General features: G+C 51.7%; 21 protein-coding genes. 5 read left to right on the forward strand and 16 right to left on the reverse strand.

Annotation, left to right across the window (positions count from 1 at the left end):
* Positions 1–5: 5 nt before the first annotated feature.
* The 3 genes from H0S68_RS22595 to dprA are packed head-to-tail and all read right to left on the reverse strand — an operon-like array spanning position 6 to position 2,143.
* Entirely contained in the window at positions 6–551 is a 546-nt protein-coding gene (locus H0S68_RS22595) for a type I DNA topoisomerase (RefSeq protein WP_020837220.1), read from the reverse strand.
* Positions 552–576: 25 nt separating this feature from the next.
* Positions 577–1,050: a DUF494 family protein Smg gene (gene smg, locus H0S68_RS22600; protein ID WP_046372501.1), complete on the reverse strand. Its 474-nt coding sequence runs from the start codon at positions 1,048–1,050 to the stop codon at positions 577–579.
* Entirely contained in the window at positions 1,022–2,143 is a 1,122-nt protein-coding gene (gene dprA, locus H0S68_RS22605) for a DNA-protecting protein DprA (protein ID WP_201895939.1), read from the reverse strand. The genes smg and dprA overlap by 29 nt, the downstream gene beginning before the upstream one ends.
* Positions 2,144–2,276: 133 nt before the next feature.
* Here dprA and def point away from each other — a divergent pair, with 133 nt between their 5' ends.
* From def to mscL, 5 genes are all read left to right on the forward strand, one after another.
* Positions 2,277–2,786, forward strand: a complete 510-nt coding sequence (def, locus tag H0S68_RS22610) for a peptide deformylase (RefSeq protein ID WP_020837223.1) — start codon at positions 2,277–2,279, stop codon at positions 2,784–2,786.
* Between the two features lie 17 nt (positions 2,787–2,803).
* Positions 2,804–3,748 (forward strand): methionyl-tRNA formyltransferase, encoded by a 945-nt coding sequence (fmt, locus tag H0S68_RS22615; RefSeq protein WP_259219773.1) that lies wholly within the window; start codon positions 2,804–2,806, stop codon positions 3,746–3,748.
* 73 nt (positions 3,749–3,821) lie between these two features.
* A complete protein-coding gene (gene rsmB, locus H0S68_RS22620; protein WP_410529036.1) occupies positions 3,822–5,111 on the forward strand; it encodes a 16S rRNA (cytosine(967)-C(5))-methyltransferase RsmB in 1,290 nt (429 codons plus the stop codon).
* 77 nt (positions 5,112–5,188) lie between these two features.
* The gene (gene trkA / locus H0S68_RS22625) at positions 5,189–6,565 is read left to right on the forward strand and encodes a Trk system potassium transporter TrkA (RefSeq protein WP_020837226.1); all 1,377 of its coding nucleotides are present in this window, start codon (positions 5,189–5,191) and stop codon (positions 6,563–6,565) included.
* Positions 6,566–6,710: 145 nt separating this feature from the next.
* On the forward strand, positions 6,711–7,127 hold the full coding sequence (mscL, locus tag H0S68_RS22630; protein ID WP_020837227.1) for a large-conductance mechanosensitive channel protein MscL: 417 nt from the start codon (positions 6,711–6,713) through the stop codon (positions 7,125–7,127).
* Between the two features lie 57 nt (positions 7,128–7,184).
* Here mscL and H0S68_RS22635 read toward each other — a convergent pair whose 3' ends face one another.
* The 13 genes from H0S68_RS22635 to rpsE all read right to left on the reverse strand — a co-directional run bounded on the left by H0S68_RS22635 (position 7,185) and on the right by rpsE (position 14,046).
* Positions 7,185–7,391, reverse strand: coding sequence for an alternative ribosome-rescue factor A (locus H0S68_RS22635; RefSeq protein ID WP_020837228.1), 207 nt, complete (start codon positions 7,389–7,391; stop codon positions 7,185–7,187).
* 84 nt (positions 7,392–7,475) lie between these two features.
* On the reverse strand, positions 7,476–7,907 hold the full coding sequence (gene zntR / locus H0S68_RS22640; protein ID WP_020837229.1) for a Zn(2+)-responsive transcriptional regulator: 432 nt from the start codon (positions 7,905–7,907) through the stop codon (positions 7,476–7,478).
* Positions 7,907–8,281 (reverse strand): DUF1992 domain-containing protein, encoded by a 375-nt coding sequence (locus H0S68_RS22645; protein ID WP_041415730.1) that lies wholly within the window; start codon positions 8,279–8,281, stop codon positions 7,907–7,909. The genes zntR and H0S68_RS22645 overlap by 1 nt, the downstream gene beginning before the upstream one ends.
* Before the next feature lie 146 nt (positions 8,282–8,427).
* Positions 8,428–8,817 carry a 50S ribosomal protein L17 gene (rplQ, locus tag H0S68_RS22650; RefSeq protein WP_004929726.1) on the reverse strand — a complete coding sequence of 130 codons (390 nt, stop codon included), beginning with the start codon at positions 8,815–8,817 and terminating at the stop codon, positions 8,428–8,430.
* Positions 8,818–8,857: 40 nt separating this feature from the next.
* Entirely contained in the window at positions 8,858–9,847 is a 990-nt protein-coding gene (locus H0S68_RS22655; RefSeq protein WP_002919219.1) for a DNA-directed RNA polymerase subunit alpha, read from the reverse strand.
* 25 nt (positions 9,848–9,872) lie between these two features.
* Complete coding sequence (gene rpsD, locus H0S68_RS22660) at positions 9,873–10,493, reverse strand: 30S ribosomal protein S4 (protein WP_004951125.1); 621 nt, start codon at positions 10,491–10,493, stop codon at positions 9,873–9,875.
* Between the two features lie 30 nt (positions 10,494–10,523).
* Positions 10,524–10,913, reverse strand: a complete 390-nt coding sequence (rpsK, locus tag H0S68_RS22665; protein WP_004951128.1) for a 30S ribosomal protein S11 — start codon at positions 10,911–10,913, stop codon at positions 10,524–10,526.
* Between the two features lie 16 nt (positions 10,914–10,929).
* Entirely contained in the window at positions 10,930–11,286 is a 357-nt protein-coding gene (rpsM, locus tag H0S68_RS22670; RefSeq protein WP_020837231.1) for a 30S ribosomal protein S13, read from the reverse strand.
* Positions 11,287–11,432: 146 nt separating this feature from the next.
* Positions 11,433–11,549: a 50S ribosomal protein L36 gene (gene rpmJ / locus H0S68_RS22675; RefSeq protein ID WP_002227352.1), complete on the reverse strand. Its 117-nt coding sequence runs from the start codon at positions 11,547–11,549 to the stop codon at positions 11,433–11,435.
* A gap of 33 nt (positions 11,550–11,582) precedes the next feature.
* Positions 11,583–12,914, reverse strand: a complete 1,332-nt coding sequence (secY, locus tag H0S68_RS22680) for a preprotein translocase subunit SecY (RefSeq protein WP_004929740.1) — start codon at positions 12,912–12,914, stop codon at positions 11,583–11,585.
* Between the two features lie 7 nt (positions 12,915–12,921).
* Positions 12,922–13,356, reverse strand: a complete 435-nt coding sequence (rplO, locus tag H0S68_RS22685) for a 50S ribosomal protein L15 (RefSeq protein ID WP_020837232.1) — start codon at positions 13,354–13,356, stop codon at positions 12,922–12,924.
* 3 nt (positions 13,357–13,359) lie between these two features.
* Positions 13,360–13,539: a 50S ribosomal protein L30 gene (gene rpmD / locus H0S68_RS22690; RefSeq protein ID WP_004956161.1), complete on the reverse strand. Its 180-nt coding sequence runs from the start codon at positions 13,537–13,539 to the stop codon at positions 13,360–13,362.
* A gap of 6 nt (positions 13,540–13,545) precedes the next feature.
* Positions 13,546–14,046, reverse strand: a complete 501-nt coding sequence (gene rpsE / locus H0S68_RS22695) for a 30S ribosomal protein S5 (RefSeq protein WP_004956164.1) — start codon at positions 14,044–14,046, stop codon at positions 13,546–13,548.
* Positions 14,047–14,050 lie beyond the last annotated feature (4 nt).

Here is a 14,050-nt window from a genome sequence, read left to right on the forward strand (position 1 = left end):
CGTCATTATTCTGTGGTTGCTACGGGTTTTCCGCAAAGCTTACTGGCACAGCAAAGGACTGGGCCTTTTGCCGAACGCTTTTCCATCAGCAGCGGGTAGTGGCAGTACTCGCACTCACCGGCGACGGGTTTAAAATTGAGGACAAACTGACATTCAGGGTAGCGATCGCAGGCGTGGAAAACCTTACCATAGCGTGATTTACGCTGCAGCAGTTTGCCCTGACCACACTGCGGGCAGCTGATGCTGGTTTCGTCCGGTTTATCGATGACTTCGGTGTGATCGCACTCCGGATAGTTGCTGCAACCGATAAACATACCGTAACGGCCCTGGCGCAATGCCAGCGTCGCCTGGCATTTGGGGCATTCCTGCCCGTCCAACATCTTGACGATGTGCCCATCGGCCTGCGCTTTTAGCGGTCGAATATGTTGGCACTCAGGATAACGGGAACAGCCGAGAAAAGGGCCGTGGCGACCACTGCGGATCACCAATTCGGCCCCACATTCCGGACAGGGTTCATTTTGCCTGGCGGCAAAAATCGCGGCTTTTGTCATAACTTCTTCTATAGATGTTATCGGCTCAGTGCAGATAACCTTCGTTTACTTCAAACAACAGTTCTTCCATTTGCTGATAGGCGCTTTCGTACCCAGGGATATTAAACAGCACCATCAGCACTACCCATTTCAGATCTTCGAGATCGAATTCCGTATTATCCAAAGCCATAACACGATCGATAACCATTTCACGGGTTTCGAGGTTCAATACCTGAATCTGCTCCAGGAACAGGAGGAAACCACGGCAACTGGCATCCAAACGCACGCCTTCTTCTTCGGTGTAAATCCGCATGGCCAGCGGATCGGCATCCATAAAATACGGCGCATTTTCGCCTTCCTGCAGGTCAGCGAGTTTTTCAAGCCAATTCAACGCGTTGTAGATATCATCCCGATCAAACCCCGCCTGAGCGAGATCATCAGTCAGTTGATCCTGATCGACGCGCATCTCTGGTTCATTGTGGATATAAGTTTCAAACAAGTACATCAGTACGTCGAACATGGCCTGCCCTCCTTATTCGGACATAGCCGCCGGGTACAGCTGCGATCCACCCTGCTAACTCCAGATCGAGTAATTTGATTACTACCTCTGGCACAGGTTGGCCGGCACGTTCAGCGACGACGTCAACAGGTGTCACCTCATCTCCTACGTTAGCCAACACATCGGCAAATGGCAATTCAACTTCGGCTTCTGACGCACAAATAGTTGTATTTTCGTTCAACGACAGCCAATGCAGACCGCTTCCCAGCTGTTCCGCGATCTCTTTCGGCCCGGTAACCAGATAAGCACCCTGTTGGATCAGCCAGTGTGTACCCTCACTCATTGGGTTACCCAGCGCACCGGGTAAAGCGAAAACCTCACGTCCCTGATCAAGCGCACAGCGGGCAGTAATCAGCGTTCCGCTGCGCAGAGAGGCTTCAACTACCACCACGCCCAGACTTAACCCACTGATGATGCGGTTACGGCGTGGGAAATGGTCTGGCATCGGCAAATCGGTGACCAAATATTCTGAGAGCAAAGCCCCGCCACTATCAGCGATCTCTTCGGCCAGACGGCGATGTCGGCGCGGATAGATATTGGCCAGCCCACTGCCCAGAACGGCCACCGTATGTCCTCCCGCCGCAAGTGCTGCGCGATGGCAGACGCTATCAATGCCAAGAGCCAACCCGCTGGTGATGGTAAACCCACAGTGAACCAGACCGGTGGTAAAGTAATTGCCCCAGTGCTCACCGTAGTGGCTAAACTGGCGGCTGCCGACCATGGCGATTTGCGGCTGCTGCACCGCTTCCGGGTTGCCTTTGACCAGCAGCAGCAAAGGGGCATCGTCGATATGAAGCAACCGCTCTGGATAGCCGCTCTCACCGTAGATCCACAGAAAATGGTCTGGCTGTTCCAGCCAGGCAAGCGTGGCAGCCAGATAACGCGGATCCGCCTGGCGAAACTGCGCCTGCTGTCGGGCATTCAGCCCCAGGTCATGCAGCAAGCGGGAAGGTTCTCCACCGGCCCAGACCAACTGCCGTATTATCTGGCTGGCCTGCGCTGTGCCAAGCCCAGTGACTCCGCGCATCCGTAAGCCGATTTCCTGTGCCTGCATCGCCTGTTCCCTCGCAAAAAATGGTGGTATTACCAATTCGAGCAATTGGTGCGCAATGCTGTCAATCAGGCCGGGAAATGTCTAGAATAGAAGCTAAACCTCGTTTATCACTCGGATACAGATCTCAAGATATATGTCAGTATTGCAGGTATTACATTACCCAGACGACCGGCTGCGCAAAGTTGCGGCCCCGGTAAAAGAAGTCAATGCGAATATCCAGCGCATCGTGGATGATATGTTTGAAACCATGTACGCAGAGGAAGGCATTGGCCTGGCTGCGACACAGGTGGATATCCATCAGCGCATTATCGTCATTGACGTTTCTGAAAACCGCGATCAGCGCCTGGTGCTGATCAACCCGGAGCTGCTGGAAAAAAGCGGCGAAACCGGGATCGAGGAAGGTTGCCTTTCCATTCCTGAGCAGCGTGCTTTAGTTCCGCGCGCCGCTAACGTGAAAATCAGAGCGCTGGATCGCGACGGCAAGCCTTTTGAGCTGGAAGCCGACGATCTGCTGGCCATCTGTATTCAGCACGAGATGGATCACCTGGTTGGCAAACTGTTCGTCGATTACCTGTCGCCACTCAAGCGCCAGCGTATCCGCCAGAAACTGGAAAAACTGGCCAAGTTTAACGCGCGCGCCTAACCGATCAGGAAATCAACGTGTCTGACTCTTTACGGATTATTTTCGCCGGAACTCCAGACTTCGCAGCGCGTCACCTTGACGCGCTGTTGTCATCTGGGCACCAGATTGTCGGGGTTTTCACTCAGCCTGACCGCCCTGCCGGCCGCGGTAACAAGCTGACGCCAAGCCCGGTCAAGGTTTTGGCCGAGCAGCATCAGTTACCGGTATTTCAGCCAAAATCACTGCGCCCGGAAGAAAACCAGCACCTGGTGGCCGATCTCAACGCCGATGTGATGGTCGTCGTGGCTTATGGGCTGATCTTGCCGAAAGCGGTGCTGGATATGCCGCGACTTGGCTGCATCAACGTCCACGGTTCCCTGCTGCCACGCTGGCGTGGCGCCGCGCCGATCCAGCGTTCACTCTGGGCCGGCGATAACGAAACTGGCGTCACCATCATGCAAATGGACGTAGGTCTTGACACCGGCGATATGATGTACAAAATCGCCTGCCCGATTGAAGCCGATGACACCAGTGCCAGTCTGTATGACAAACTGGCGCAGCTCGGCCCGCAGGGCATGTTGACCACGCTGCAGCAAATGGCTGAAGGTTCTGCCAAACGTGAAGTGCAGGATGAATCGCTGGTCACCTACGCCGAGAAGCTGAGCAAAGAAGAAGCTCGCCTCGACTGGAGCTTGTCAGCCGTGCAGCTAGAACGCTGCATCCGCGCCTTTAACCCGTGGCCAGTCAGCTATTTCACCATTGACGATCAGCCGGTAAAAGTGTGGCAAGCCACGGTGTTGGAACAAAACGCCAATGCGGAACCCGGCACCGTCGTTCATGCCGACAAACACGGCATTCAGGTTGCTACCGCCGAGGGTATCCTTAACCTGACTCAGCTGCAGCCAGCGGGCAAAAAACCCATGTCGGCACAGGATCTGCTGAACTCACGTCGTGAATGGTTTACACCGGGTAACCGGTTATAAGCCGCCCTCACTGCCCGGCCGATAATCGCCGGGCTGTTTCTTTCTTAATGCCGATCGCTACCCGCTTTAGCCTATGAAAAACAACTACAATCTCCGAAGCATCGCAGCCAAAGCCATCGGCCAGGTGCTGGATCAGGGCCAGTCTCTCAGTACTGTCTTGCCGCCACTGCAAAAATCCATTTCTGACAAAGACCGCGCTCTGCTGCAGGAGTTATGCTTCGGCACCCTGCGCGTGCTGCCACAGTTGGAATGGTGTATTCAGCAATTGATGGCCAAGCCAATGACCGGCAAACAGCGCACGCTGCACTATCTGCTGATGGTCGGCCTCTACCAACTGCTGTATACCCGCATCCCAGCTCATGCAGTGCTGGCGGAAACGGTAGAAGGCGCCGTCGCGCTGAAACGGCCGCAGCTTAAAGGGCTGATCAACGGTGTATTGCGCCAGTTCCAACGACAGCAGGAAGAGTTGCTGCAACGCGCCGCCAATAATGACAGCCGCTATCTGCATCCAAGCTGGCTTTTGAAACGTATCCAGCAAGCCTACCCCGCGCAGTGGGAACAAATCGTCGATGCCAATAATCAGAAGCCCCCGATGTGGCTACGTGTCAGCCGACTTCATCACACCCGTGAAGATTATTTGCAGCTGATGGCGCAGGCGGGTATTGCAGCCGAACCCCATACCGAATATCGCGATGCAATACGCCTGCTGGCGCCATGCGCCGTTACCGACCTGCCGGGATTTGCCGACGGCTGGGTTACCGTGCAGGATGCTTCCGCTCAGGGTTGTGTCGATCTGCTGGATCCGCAAGACGGAGAACAGATCCTCGATTTGTGTGCCGCTCCCGGCGGCAAAACCACGCATATTCTGGAAGCTGCGCCCAAAGCTCATGTCATGGCGGTCGATATCGATGAGCAACGCCTGAGTCGAGTCAAAGAAAACCTGCAACGCCTGCGTTTACACGCCGAGGTCAAGCAAGGCGATGGACGTACACCGCAAGACTGGTGTGGTGATAAGCAATTCGATCGTATTTTGCTGGATGCACCGTGCTCTGCCACGGGTGTGATCCGCCGTCATCCGGATATCAAATGGTTGCGTCGCGATAGTGACATCGCTGAACTGGCTGCGCTGCAGGCCGAGATTATCGAAGCCATTTGGCCACATCTCAAAAAGGGCGGTGTGATGGTATACGCTACCTGCTCAATTTTGCCGGCAGAGAACGCGGAGCAGATTACCGCCTTCCTCCAGCGCCATACCGAAGCCCGTATGGTTGAAACCGGCGATGAACAGCAGCCTGGCCGACAGAATCTTCCCCATCCGGAGGATGGAGATGGCTTCTTTTACGCTAAGCTGATTAAAATGTAGCTATTCAGTATTCAGGGCGCGGCTGTTGCGCCCTTTCAGAAAACCTTCAGCGGTTTCAGTGTGAAGCAGAGAAGCGAATGAAAATAATTATTCTTGGTGCCGGTCAGGTTGGTGGAACACTGGCGGAAAACCTGGTGGGCGAAAACAACGACATTACCGTCGTGGATACCGACTCTGGCCGTCTGCGTCAGCTGCAGGATAAGTTCGACCTGCGGGTTGTTCAGGGCTACGGTTCCCATCCACGCGTACTGCGAGAAGCAGGCGCAGAAGATGCCGACATGCTGGTTGCGGTCACTAACTCTGACGAAACCAACATGATTGCCTGTCAGATTGCCTATTCGCTGTTTAATACGCCGAACCGAATCGCCCGTATCCGCGCGCCTGAATATATCCGCGAATCAGAGAAACTGTTTCAACCTGAAGCGGTGCCCATCGACCATTTGATCTCGCCTGAACAGCTGGTTATCGATTACATCTATAAATTAATTGAATACCCTGGAGCATTACAGGTGGTGAACTTTGCAGAAGGCAAAGTCAGCATCGCTGCAGTAAAAGCCTATTACGGCGGCCCGTTGGTGGGTAATGCCCTGTCTTCTATGCGTGAGCATATGCCGCATATCGATACCCGCGTTGCCGCTATATTCCGTCAGGATCGGCCGATCCGCCCACAGGGCTCTACAATTATCGAAGCCGGAGACGAAGTGTTCTTTGTTGCGGCTTCACAGCATATCCGCGCGGTAATGAGTGAGCTACAACGGCTGGAAAAACCTTATAAACGCATCATGATTGTCGGCGGCGGTAACGTTGGTGCAGGCCTGGCGCAGCGCTTGGAGAAATCCTACAACGTGAAGCTGATCGAACGTAATCAGCAACGCGCCACGGAGCTGGCCGAACAGCTGCATGACACCATCGTGTTCTATGGTGATGCCTCTGACCAGGAGTTATTGGCGGAAGAACATGTTGATCAGGTAGATGTTTTTATCGCTATCACCAATGATGACGAAGCCAACATCATGTCTGCCATGCTCGCCAAACGCATGGGCGCCAAAAAGGTGATGGTGTTAATTCAGCGTCGTGCCTATGTTGACCTGGTGCAGGGCAGCGTCATCGACATTGCCATTTCCCCTCAGCAAGCCACGATCTCAGCGTTGCTGGGCCACGTACGTAAAGCAGATATCGTCAGTGTTTCATCGCTACGGCGCGGCGTGGCAGAGGCCATTGAAGCTATTGCACACGGTGACGAGAGCACCTCAAAAGTAGTTGGGCGTATCGTTGAAGATATTAAATTACCGCCGGGCACGACCATTGGCGCCATTGTCCGCGGTGATGACGTAATTATCGCCAACGGCAGCAGCAAAATCGAACAGGGCGATCACGTCATTATGTTTATTACCGATAAAAAGTTCGTTCCTGACGTTGAACGTTTGTTCCAACCAAGTCCATTCTTCCTGTAGAACGAATTAATTGTCCCATGGTCTATAATCAGGTTGATATTCGTTGCCGTGGGTAAGAAGAGATAAAAACTTTTCTCTGCTTATTGTGGCAAAGGGAAATTGCTTTGTTAAACTTGAGTTATTAATTCTGCAAGGGGTGCGTTCTATGAGTATGATGAAAGAGTTTCGTGAGTTTGCCATGCGTGGCAACGTGGTTGATTTGGCAGTCGGTGTGATTATCGGTGCAGCATTCGGCAAGATCGTATCGTCTTTCGTTGCAGATATCATCATGCCACCGCTGGGTTTACTGATCGGCGGCGTTGACTTCAAACAGTTCCACCTGGTGTTACGCGAAGCTCAGGGCGCAGTGCCTGCAGTAGTGATGAACTACGGTTCATTCATTCAAACCGTTTTTGATTTTGTTATTGTTGCCTTTGCTATTTTCCTGGCAATTAAGTTAATGAACAAAGTACGTCGCAAACAGGAAGAAGCGCCAGCCGCACCACCTGTGCCAACTGCAGAAGAGAAGCTTCTGACTGAAATTCGCGATTTACTCAGTCATCAGCAGCAACCAAAACTGTAAATCAGTTAATCCTGCGCTAATAAAAAGCCATCTAAATCAGATGGCTTTTTTAATGCCTTAAAACCAGAAGGCCAGTGGTAAATTATCATTTGATAGTTTGCCACTGGCCTCCCAATTACCGCCTTTTGCGTGTTTGTCTTTACGCCGGTAGCTGCCTTTCCCTTTGGTATTTTTCTCTACCCGTTGGCGAAATAGTGGATCATGCAACAGTGCCTCAATGGCATTGTCCTGGATCTTACCTTTAGTATGTCGGTATTGAGTCATGGTAATTCACCTTGTTTGTCTATGGTTATAAAACGAGAAGATAATACTGCCAGCAGTATAAAAATTAAAGGGCCGGCAAGCCTGTCAGGCACCCTTTTTCACTTTTTCATCGCTGGCGCCCTGTTCCAGCGCTTCCAGAATCGAGCAATAATTGCTGGTATGTGCGCTTCCGCAGCAGGCATCACTAAGGCGCTTTAGCGACTCACGCATCCGCGTTAATTCCTTAAGCTTGTTCTCGACTTCGCTCAGACGCGCATCGACGATCGACTTCGATTCCTGGCAGGTATGATGCTCAGGATCGACACGGATCGACAGCAGTTCAGCAATGGTTTCCAACGTAAAACCGAGCTGCTTGGCATAACGGATAAAGCGCAACCGCTGCAGGTCTTGATCGCTGTACAAGCGATAGCCGCCTTCGGTACGAATGTTATGATCCATCATTCCCTGCTTCTCGTAATAACGCACGGTATCCGGCGTCACATCGGCAAGTTTTGCCAGTTGCCCTATCTTAAACATCACTCTTCCTCCGGCGAAAATTTGCTGCTCAATGCTCTCTGATATTCACCGTGTAAAAAATCTGTGCTCATTCCAGCCTGACGAAGACGATGTTCCAACAGGGCCATTCGCTTGCCAAGTTCGGCATAGTCTGGATGTTCGCTATCAATTCCCTGTAGCAAACGGGCAATGTTCAAAGCCTCTTTACGATCTTCGAGCTCAGCAGGTAGATAGCCAGCATTTTTTAGCAGGCGAAAACCTGTTCGCAATTCAGCGGGCACGGCACTGTCATCATCCAACTCTAGAGGCTGCCCCTGGCCGGGCAAGTTATCTAACTCACCTTTCGCCTGCGCATCAAGAATATGGCGCTCCGCCCACTGATCAAGTAGCCACATAACATACTCTCTCAACTGACTAATGAATAGCGTTAGCATAGCGGATAGGGAGGGGGATCTTAAGCCTGGCGGGGAAAGAACGCACGTTTGGCTGATTATGGACGTAAAAAAACCGGGCAAGCCCGGTTTTTTTACGCGTCTACAGATTACTCTGCAGTTGCTACTTCTGCTTGAGACTCAGCACGATCAACCAGCTCGATGTATGCCATCGGCGCGTTGTCGCCTGCGCGGAAGCCACACTTCAGAATGCGAGTGTAACCACCGGCACGGCTCGCGAAACGCGGGCCCAGCTCGTTAAACAGTTTTGCCACGATCTCGTTATCACGAGTACGGGCGAATGCCAGACGACGATTAGCTACGCTGTCGGTCTTGGCAAGAGTAATCAGCGGCTCAACAACGCGACGCAGCTCTTTCGCTTTTGGCAAGGTCGTCTTGATGATCTCATGACGAACCAAAGAGCCGGCCATGTTACGGAACATAGCCTGGCGATGGCTGCTGTTACGGTTCAGTTGACGACCACTCTTACGATGGCGCATGACCTTATCCTTCTCAGTAAAACCTTAACCTGTGATCCGGTTACTCGTCAGCAATGCTTGCCGGTGGCCAATTTTCCAGGCGCATGCCCAGAGAAAGTCCACGGGAGGCCAGCACGTCTTTAATCTCAGTAAGAGATTTTTTACCCAGGTTCGGCGTTTTCAGCAACTCAACCTCGGTACGCTGTACCAGATCACCGATGTAGTGGATAGCTTCTGCCTTAAGGCAGTTAGCAGAGCGGACAGTCAATTCCAGATCGTCAACAGGGCGCAGCAGGATCGGATCGAACTCTGGTTTTTCTTCTTTAACTTCCGGTTGACGTACATCACGCAAGTCAACGAAGGCTTCAAGTTGTTCGGCCAGGATGGTTGCCGCACGGCGGATCGCCTCTTCAGGATCGATCGTGCCATTGGTTTCCATTTCGATTACCAGCTTGTCCAGGTCAGTACGCTGTTCTACACGCGCTGCTTCAACATTGTAGGCAATACGCTCTACAGGGCTATAGCATGCGTCAACCAACAGACGACCGATCGGGCGCTCATCTTCTTCCGAATGAATTCGGGCAGAAGCCGGCACATAACCACGACCACGTTGAACTTTGATACGCATGCTGATAGCAGCGTTTTCATCGGTCAGGTGGCAGATCACGTGCTGAGGCTTGACGATTTCGACATCACCATCATGGGTAATGTCGGCAGCGGTCACAGGGCCAATGCCAGATTTATTCAGGGTAAGAATAACTTCATCTTTGCCTTGAACTCTCACCGCCAGCCCTTTCAGGTTGAGCAGGATCTCCAGGATATCTTCCTGTACGCCTTCTTTGGTGCTGTACTCGTGCAGTACACCATCAATCTCAACCTCGGTCACCGCGCAACCCGGCATAGATGAAAGCAGAATACGGCGCAGTGCGTTGCCAAGAGTATGGCCAAAGCCACGCTCTAAAGGCTCAAGGGTCACCTTGGCGTGCGTCGAACTGACTTGCTCGATATCTACCAGGCGCGGTTTTAGAAACTCTGTCACAGAACCCTGCATTGTGTCCTCTCTTTGGTACTAAGCCTTACTTGGAGTAAAGCTCGACGATCAGGTGTTCGTTAATGTCCGCAGACAGATCGGTACGTTCAGGCATACGCTTGAACACGCCTTCCATCTTAGCAGCATCAACTTCAAGCCAAGTCGGCTTTTCACGCTGCTCAGCCAGCTCCAGAGAAGCTTTAACACGAGATTGCTTTTTAGCTTTCTCGCGGATGCTGACTACGTCATTCGGAGATACCTGATAAGAAGCGATGTTAACAACGCGACCATTTACCATAATTGCTTTGTGGCTAACCAACTGACGTGACTCTGCACGAGTAGCGCCGAAGCCCATACGGTAAACAACGTTGTCCAGACGACCTTCCAGCAGTTGCAACAGGTTTGCACCGGTGTTGCCCTTCAGGCGTGCTGCTTCTTTGTAATAGTTACGGAATTGACGCTCCAGAACACCGTACATACGGCGAACTTTTTGCTTCTCACGTAACTGTACACCATAGTCAGACAGACGCGGTTTACGCGCACCGTGTTGACCAGGCGGTTGCTCAATTTTACACTTGGTATCGATCGCGCGAACGCCAGACTTCAGGAACAAGTCTGTGCCCTCACGGCGGCTAAGCTTGAGCTTAGGACCCAAATATCTTGCCATTTTCTTTCTCCAACTAACCTAAAAGCAGCGTTATACGCGACGCTTTTTCGGCGGACGACAACCGTTGTGAGGGATAGGAGTCACATCAGTAATGTTAGTGATGCGGAAACCTGCGGCGTTCAGTGCACGAATAGTTGATTCGCGACCCGGACCCGGTCCCTTAACCATAACTTCCAGGTTCTTGATACCGTATTCTTTTACTGCGTCAGCACAACGCTCGGCTGCAACCTGAGCTGCAAACGGAGTTGACTTACGAGAACCACGGAAACCAGAACCACCGGCAGTTGCCCAACCCAATGCGTTACCCTGACGATCGGTAATAGTCACAATGGTGTTGTTGAAAGAAGCATGGACATGAGCCACGCCGTCAGAGACTTGCTTTCTTACACGCTTACGTGTACGAACAGGTGCCTTTGCCATTATTCAATCACCCTGATTATTTCTTGATCGGTTTACGCGGACCCTTACGGGTACGTGCGTTGGTCTTCGTACGCTGACCGCGAACTGGCAGACCACGACGATGACGCAAACCACGGTATGTACCAAGATCCATCAGACGCTTGATGCTCAGGGTAACTTCACGACGCAAATCACCTTCTACAGTGAATTTGGCGACTGCTTCACGCAGCTGTTCAATTTGCTCTTCAGACAGCTCACTGATCTTAACATGTTCAGCAATACCCGTAGCTGCACAGATAGACTGTGAGCGGGTTTTACCGATTCCGAAGATCGACGTTAAGGCGATTACGGTATGTTTATGATCAGGAATGTTAATGCCTGCTATACGGGCCACTATGCACTCCTACTATTTTATACGGCAACACCATTCTGAAAAGCCCGTTTTCAGGATACTCAAATAATGTTGCAGCTACATACAAAAGATTGGCTGGCTAATCTAGCCAGCTCAACCCAACTTTGCAAGAAAAATATGCGAGATAATCAGCCTTGACGCTGTTTATGCTTCGGCTCGGCGCTGCAAATCACACGAACGACACCGTTACGCTTAACGATTTTGCAGTTACGACATAATTTCTTGACGGAAGCACGAACTTTCATTTTTACTCTCCGTAACTTCTCAAACGCACCTGATTAGCGGTTATAGCCTTTCAGGTTTGCTTTCTTCAATGCAGACTCGTACTGACTTGACATCATCAGAGTTTGCACTTGAGCCATAAAGTCCATGATGACGACAACCACGATCAGTAGCGAGGTACCACCAAAGTAGAATGGTACTTTCATTGCATCACGCATGAACTCCGGGATCAGGCAGATGAAAGTAATGTACATCGCGCCCACCAGGGTTAAACGCGTCATTACTTTATCGATGTACTTCGCCGTTTGCTCTCCCGGACGAATTCCTGGTACGAAGGCACCGGACTTCTTCAGGTTATCTGCTGTCTCACGCGGGTTGAAAACCAACGCCGTGTAAAAGAAACAGAAGAAGATGATTGCAGACGCATAGAGTAACACATAAAGCGGTTGCCCTGGCTGCAAATACAGCGAAATCGTTGTCAGCCAGTTCCAACCGGTACCGCCCCCAAACCATGATGCAATCGTGGCCGGGAACAGAATAATGCTGGAAGCGAAGATTGCCGGGATTACCCCTGCCATATTCACTTTCAACGGTAAGTGTGTGCTCTGTGCTGCATAAACACGACGACCTTGTTGACGTTTCGCATAGTTAACGACGATACGACGTTGACCACGTTCTATGAAAACAACGAAGAAGGTTACTGCAAACACTAATACTGCAACCAACAGCAACAGGAGGAAGTGCAGGTCGCCTTGCCGGGCTTGCTCAATAGTATGGGCCACTGCCGGCGGAAGTCCCGCTACAATACCTGCAAAGATAATGATCGAAATACCGTTGCCGATACCGCGCTCAGTAATCTGTTCGCCCAGCCACATCAGGAACATTGTCCCGGTAACCAGACTCACTACAGCAGTAAAGTAGAATGCAAAGCCTGGGTTTAACACCAGACCCTGCATACCAGGCATATTCGGCAGACCGGTAGCAATACCGATCGACTGGAATATGGCCAACACCAGCGTACCGTAGCGGGTGTACTGGCTAATCTTGCGACGGCCAGCCTCCCCTTCTTTCTTGATTTCTGCTAACGCTGGATGAACCACCGTTAACAGCTGGATAATGATCGATGCCGAAATATACGGCATGATCCCCAGAGCAAAGATAGAAGCACGGCTGAGGGCACCACCAGAGAACATGTTAAACATTTCAATGATAGTGCCTCTCTGCTGCTCAAGCAATTTGGCAAGCACAGTGGCATCGATACCAGGAATCGGAATAAAAGAGCCGATACGGAAGACAATCAGCGCGCCGATGACAAACAAAAGTCTGCGCTTCAGCTCGCCGAGCCCGCCTTTAGCACTTTGAAAATCTAATCCTGGTTGCTTAGCCATCTGCTACTTATTCCTCAATTTTACCGCCAGCAGCTTCGATAGCAGCACGAGCGCCTTTGGTGACACGCAGACCACGCAGGGTAACCGGACGAGCGATTTCGCCAGAAAGCATAACTTTCGCGAATTCGATCTGGGTACCAACAACGTTAGCGGCTTTCAGCGTGTTCAGGTCGATTACGTCGCCTTCAACAAGAGCCAGTTCAGACAGACGAACTTCTGCCGTGATCATAGCTTTGCGCGAGGTGAAGCCGAATTTCGGCAAACGACGATATAAAGGCATCTGACCACCTTCAAAACCACGACGTACGCCACCGCCAGAACGTGAGTTCTGACCTTTGTGACCACGACCAGCGGTTTTACCCAGGCCAGAACCAATACCACGACCTACACGCTTCGGCGCATGCTTGGCACCTTCAGCCGGAGACAGAGTATTTAAACGCATCTGTTACTCCTCAACTTTAACCATGTAGGAAACCAGGTTGATCATACCGCGTACAGCAGGAGTATCCTCGCGCTCTACGGTGTGACCAATACGACGCAGACCCAGACCGAGCAGTGTAGCTTTATGCTTCGGCAGACGGCCAATGGAGCTGCGAACTTGTGTTACTTTGATAGTCTTAGCCATGGTCAATTACCCCAGAATGTCTGCAACGGATTTACCACGCTTGGCAGCGACCATTTCAGGGGACTTCATATTTGCCAAAGCATCAATAGTTGCACGAACCACGTTGATCGGGTTGGTGGAACCATAAGCTTTAGCCAATACGTTGTGCACCCCAGCGACTTCCAGGACGGCGCGCATTGCACCACCGGCAATAATACCGGTACCTTCGGAAGCCGGCTGCATGAACACACGGGAACCCGTATGAGCACCTTTAACAGGGTGCTGCAGGGTGCCGCTGTTCAGCGCGACATTCATCATGTTGCGACGGGCTTTTTCCATCGCTTTCTGGATCGCTGCCGGAACTTCGCGTGCTTTGCCGTAGCCAAAACCAACGCGACCGTTACCATCACCAACTACTGTCAGTGCGGTAAAGCTGAAAATACGGCCACCTTTTACGGTTTTAGATACGCGGTTTACCGCGATCAGCTTTTCCTGCAGTTCGCCAGCTTGTTTTTCGATGTGAGCCATCTTA

This window comes from Serratia sp. AXJ-M (genome assembly GCF_046531865.1).
GTDB classification, from domain to species: Bacteria; Pseudomonadota; Gammaproteobacteria; order Enterobacterales; family Enterobacteriaceae; genus Serratia; species Serratia liquefaciens.

Coding starts and splice junctions, on each gene's coding strand:
- zntR (WP_020837229.1), bottom strand. CDS start 7,907: ATGTTTAAGATAGGGCAACTGGCAAAACTTGCCGATGTGACGCCGGAT.
- secY (WP_004929740.1), bottom strand. CDS start 12,914: ATGGCTAAGCAACCAGGATTAGATTTTCAAAGTGCTAAAGGCGGGCTC.
- rpsD (WP_004951125.1), bottom strand. CDS start 10,493: ATGGCAAGATATTTGGGTCCTAAGCTCAAGCTTAGCCGCCGTGAGGGC.
- H0S68_RS22655 (WP_002919219.1), bottom strand. CDS start 9,847: ATGCAGGGTTCTGTGACAGAGTTTCTAAAACCGCGCCTGGTAGATATC.
- rplQ (WP_004929726.1), bottom strand. CDS start 8,817: ATGCGCCATCGTAAGAGTGGTCGTCAACTGAACCGTAACAGCAGCCAT.
- rpmJ (WP_002227352.1), bottom strand. CDS start 11,549: ATGAAAGTTCGTGCTTCCGTCAAGAAATTATGTCGTAACTGCAAAATC.
- rpsK (WP_004951128.1), bottom strand. CDS start 10,913: ATGGCAAAGGCACCTGTTCGTACACGTAAGCGTGTAAGAAAGCAAGTC.
- rsmB (WP_410529036.1), top strand. CDS start 3,822: ATGAAAAACAACTACAATCTCCGAAGCATCGCAGCCAAAGCCATCGGC.
- H0S68_RS22635 (WP_020837228.1), bottom strand. CDS start 7,391: ATGACTCAATACCGACATACTAAAGGTAAGATCCAGGACAATGCCATT.
- rpmD (WP_004956161.1), bottom strand. CDS start 13,539: ATGGCTAAGACTATCAAAGTAACACAAGTTCGCAGCTCCATTGGCCGT.
- trkA (WP_020837226.1), top strand. CDS start 5,189: ATGAAAATAATTATTCTTGGTGCCGGTCAGGTTGGTGGAACACTGGCG.
- smg (WP_046372501.1), bottom strand. CDS start 1,050: ATGTTCGACGTACTGATGTACTTGTTTGAAACTTATATCCACAATGAA.
- rplO (WP_020837232.1), bottom strand. CDS start 13,356: ATGCGTTTAAATACTCTGTCTCCGGCTGAAGGTGCCAAGCATGCGCCG.
- rpsE (WP_004956164.1), bottom strand. CDS start 14,046: ATGGCTCACATCGAAAAACAAGCTGGCGAACTGCAGGAAAAGCTGATC.
- def (WP_020837223.1), top strand. CDS start 2,277: ATGTCAGTATTGCAGGTATTACATTACCCAGACGACCGGCTGCGCAAA.
- dprA (WP_201895939.1), bottom strand. CDS start 2,143: ATGCAGGCACAGGAAATCGGCTTACGGATGCGCGGAGTCACTGGGCTT.
- mscL (WP_020837227.1), top strand. CDS start 6,711: ATGAGTATGATGAAAGAGTTTCGTGAGTTTGCCATGCGTGGCAACGTG.
- H0S68_RS22645 (WP_041415730.1), bottom strand. CDS start 8,281: ATGTGGCTACTTGATCAGTGGGCGGAGCGCCATATTCTTGATGCGCAG.
- H0S68_RS22595 (WP_020837220.1), bottom strand. CDS start 551: ATGACAAAAGCCGCGATTTTTGCCGCCAGGCAAAATGAACCCTGTCCG.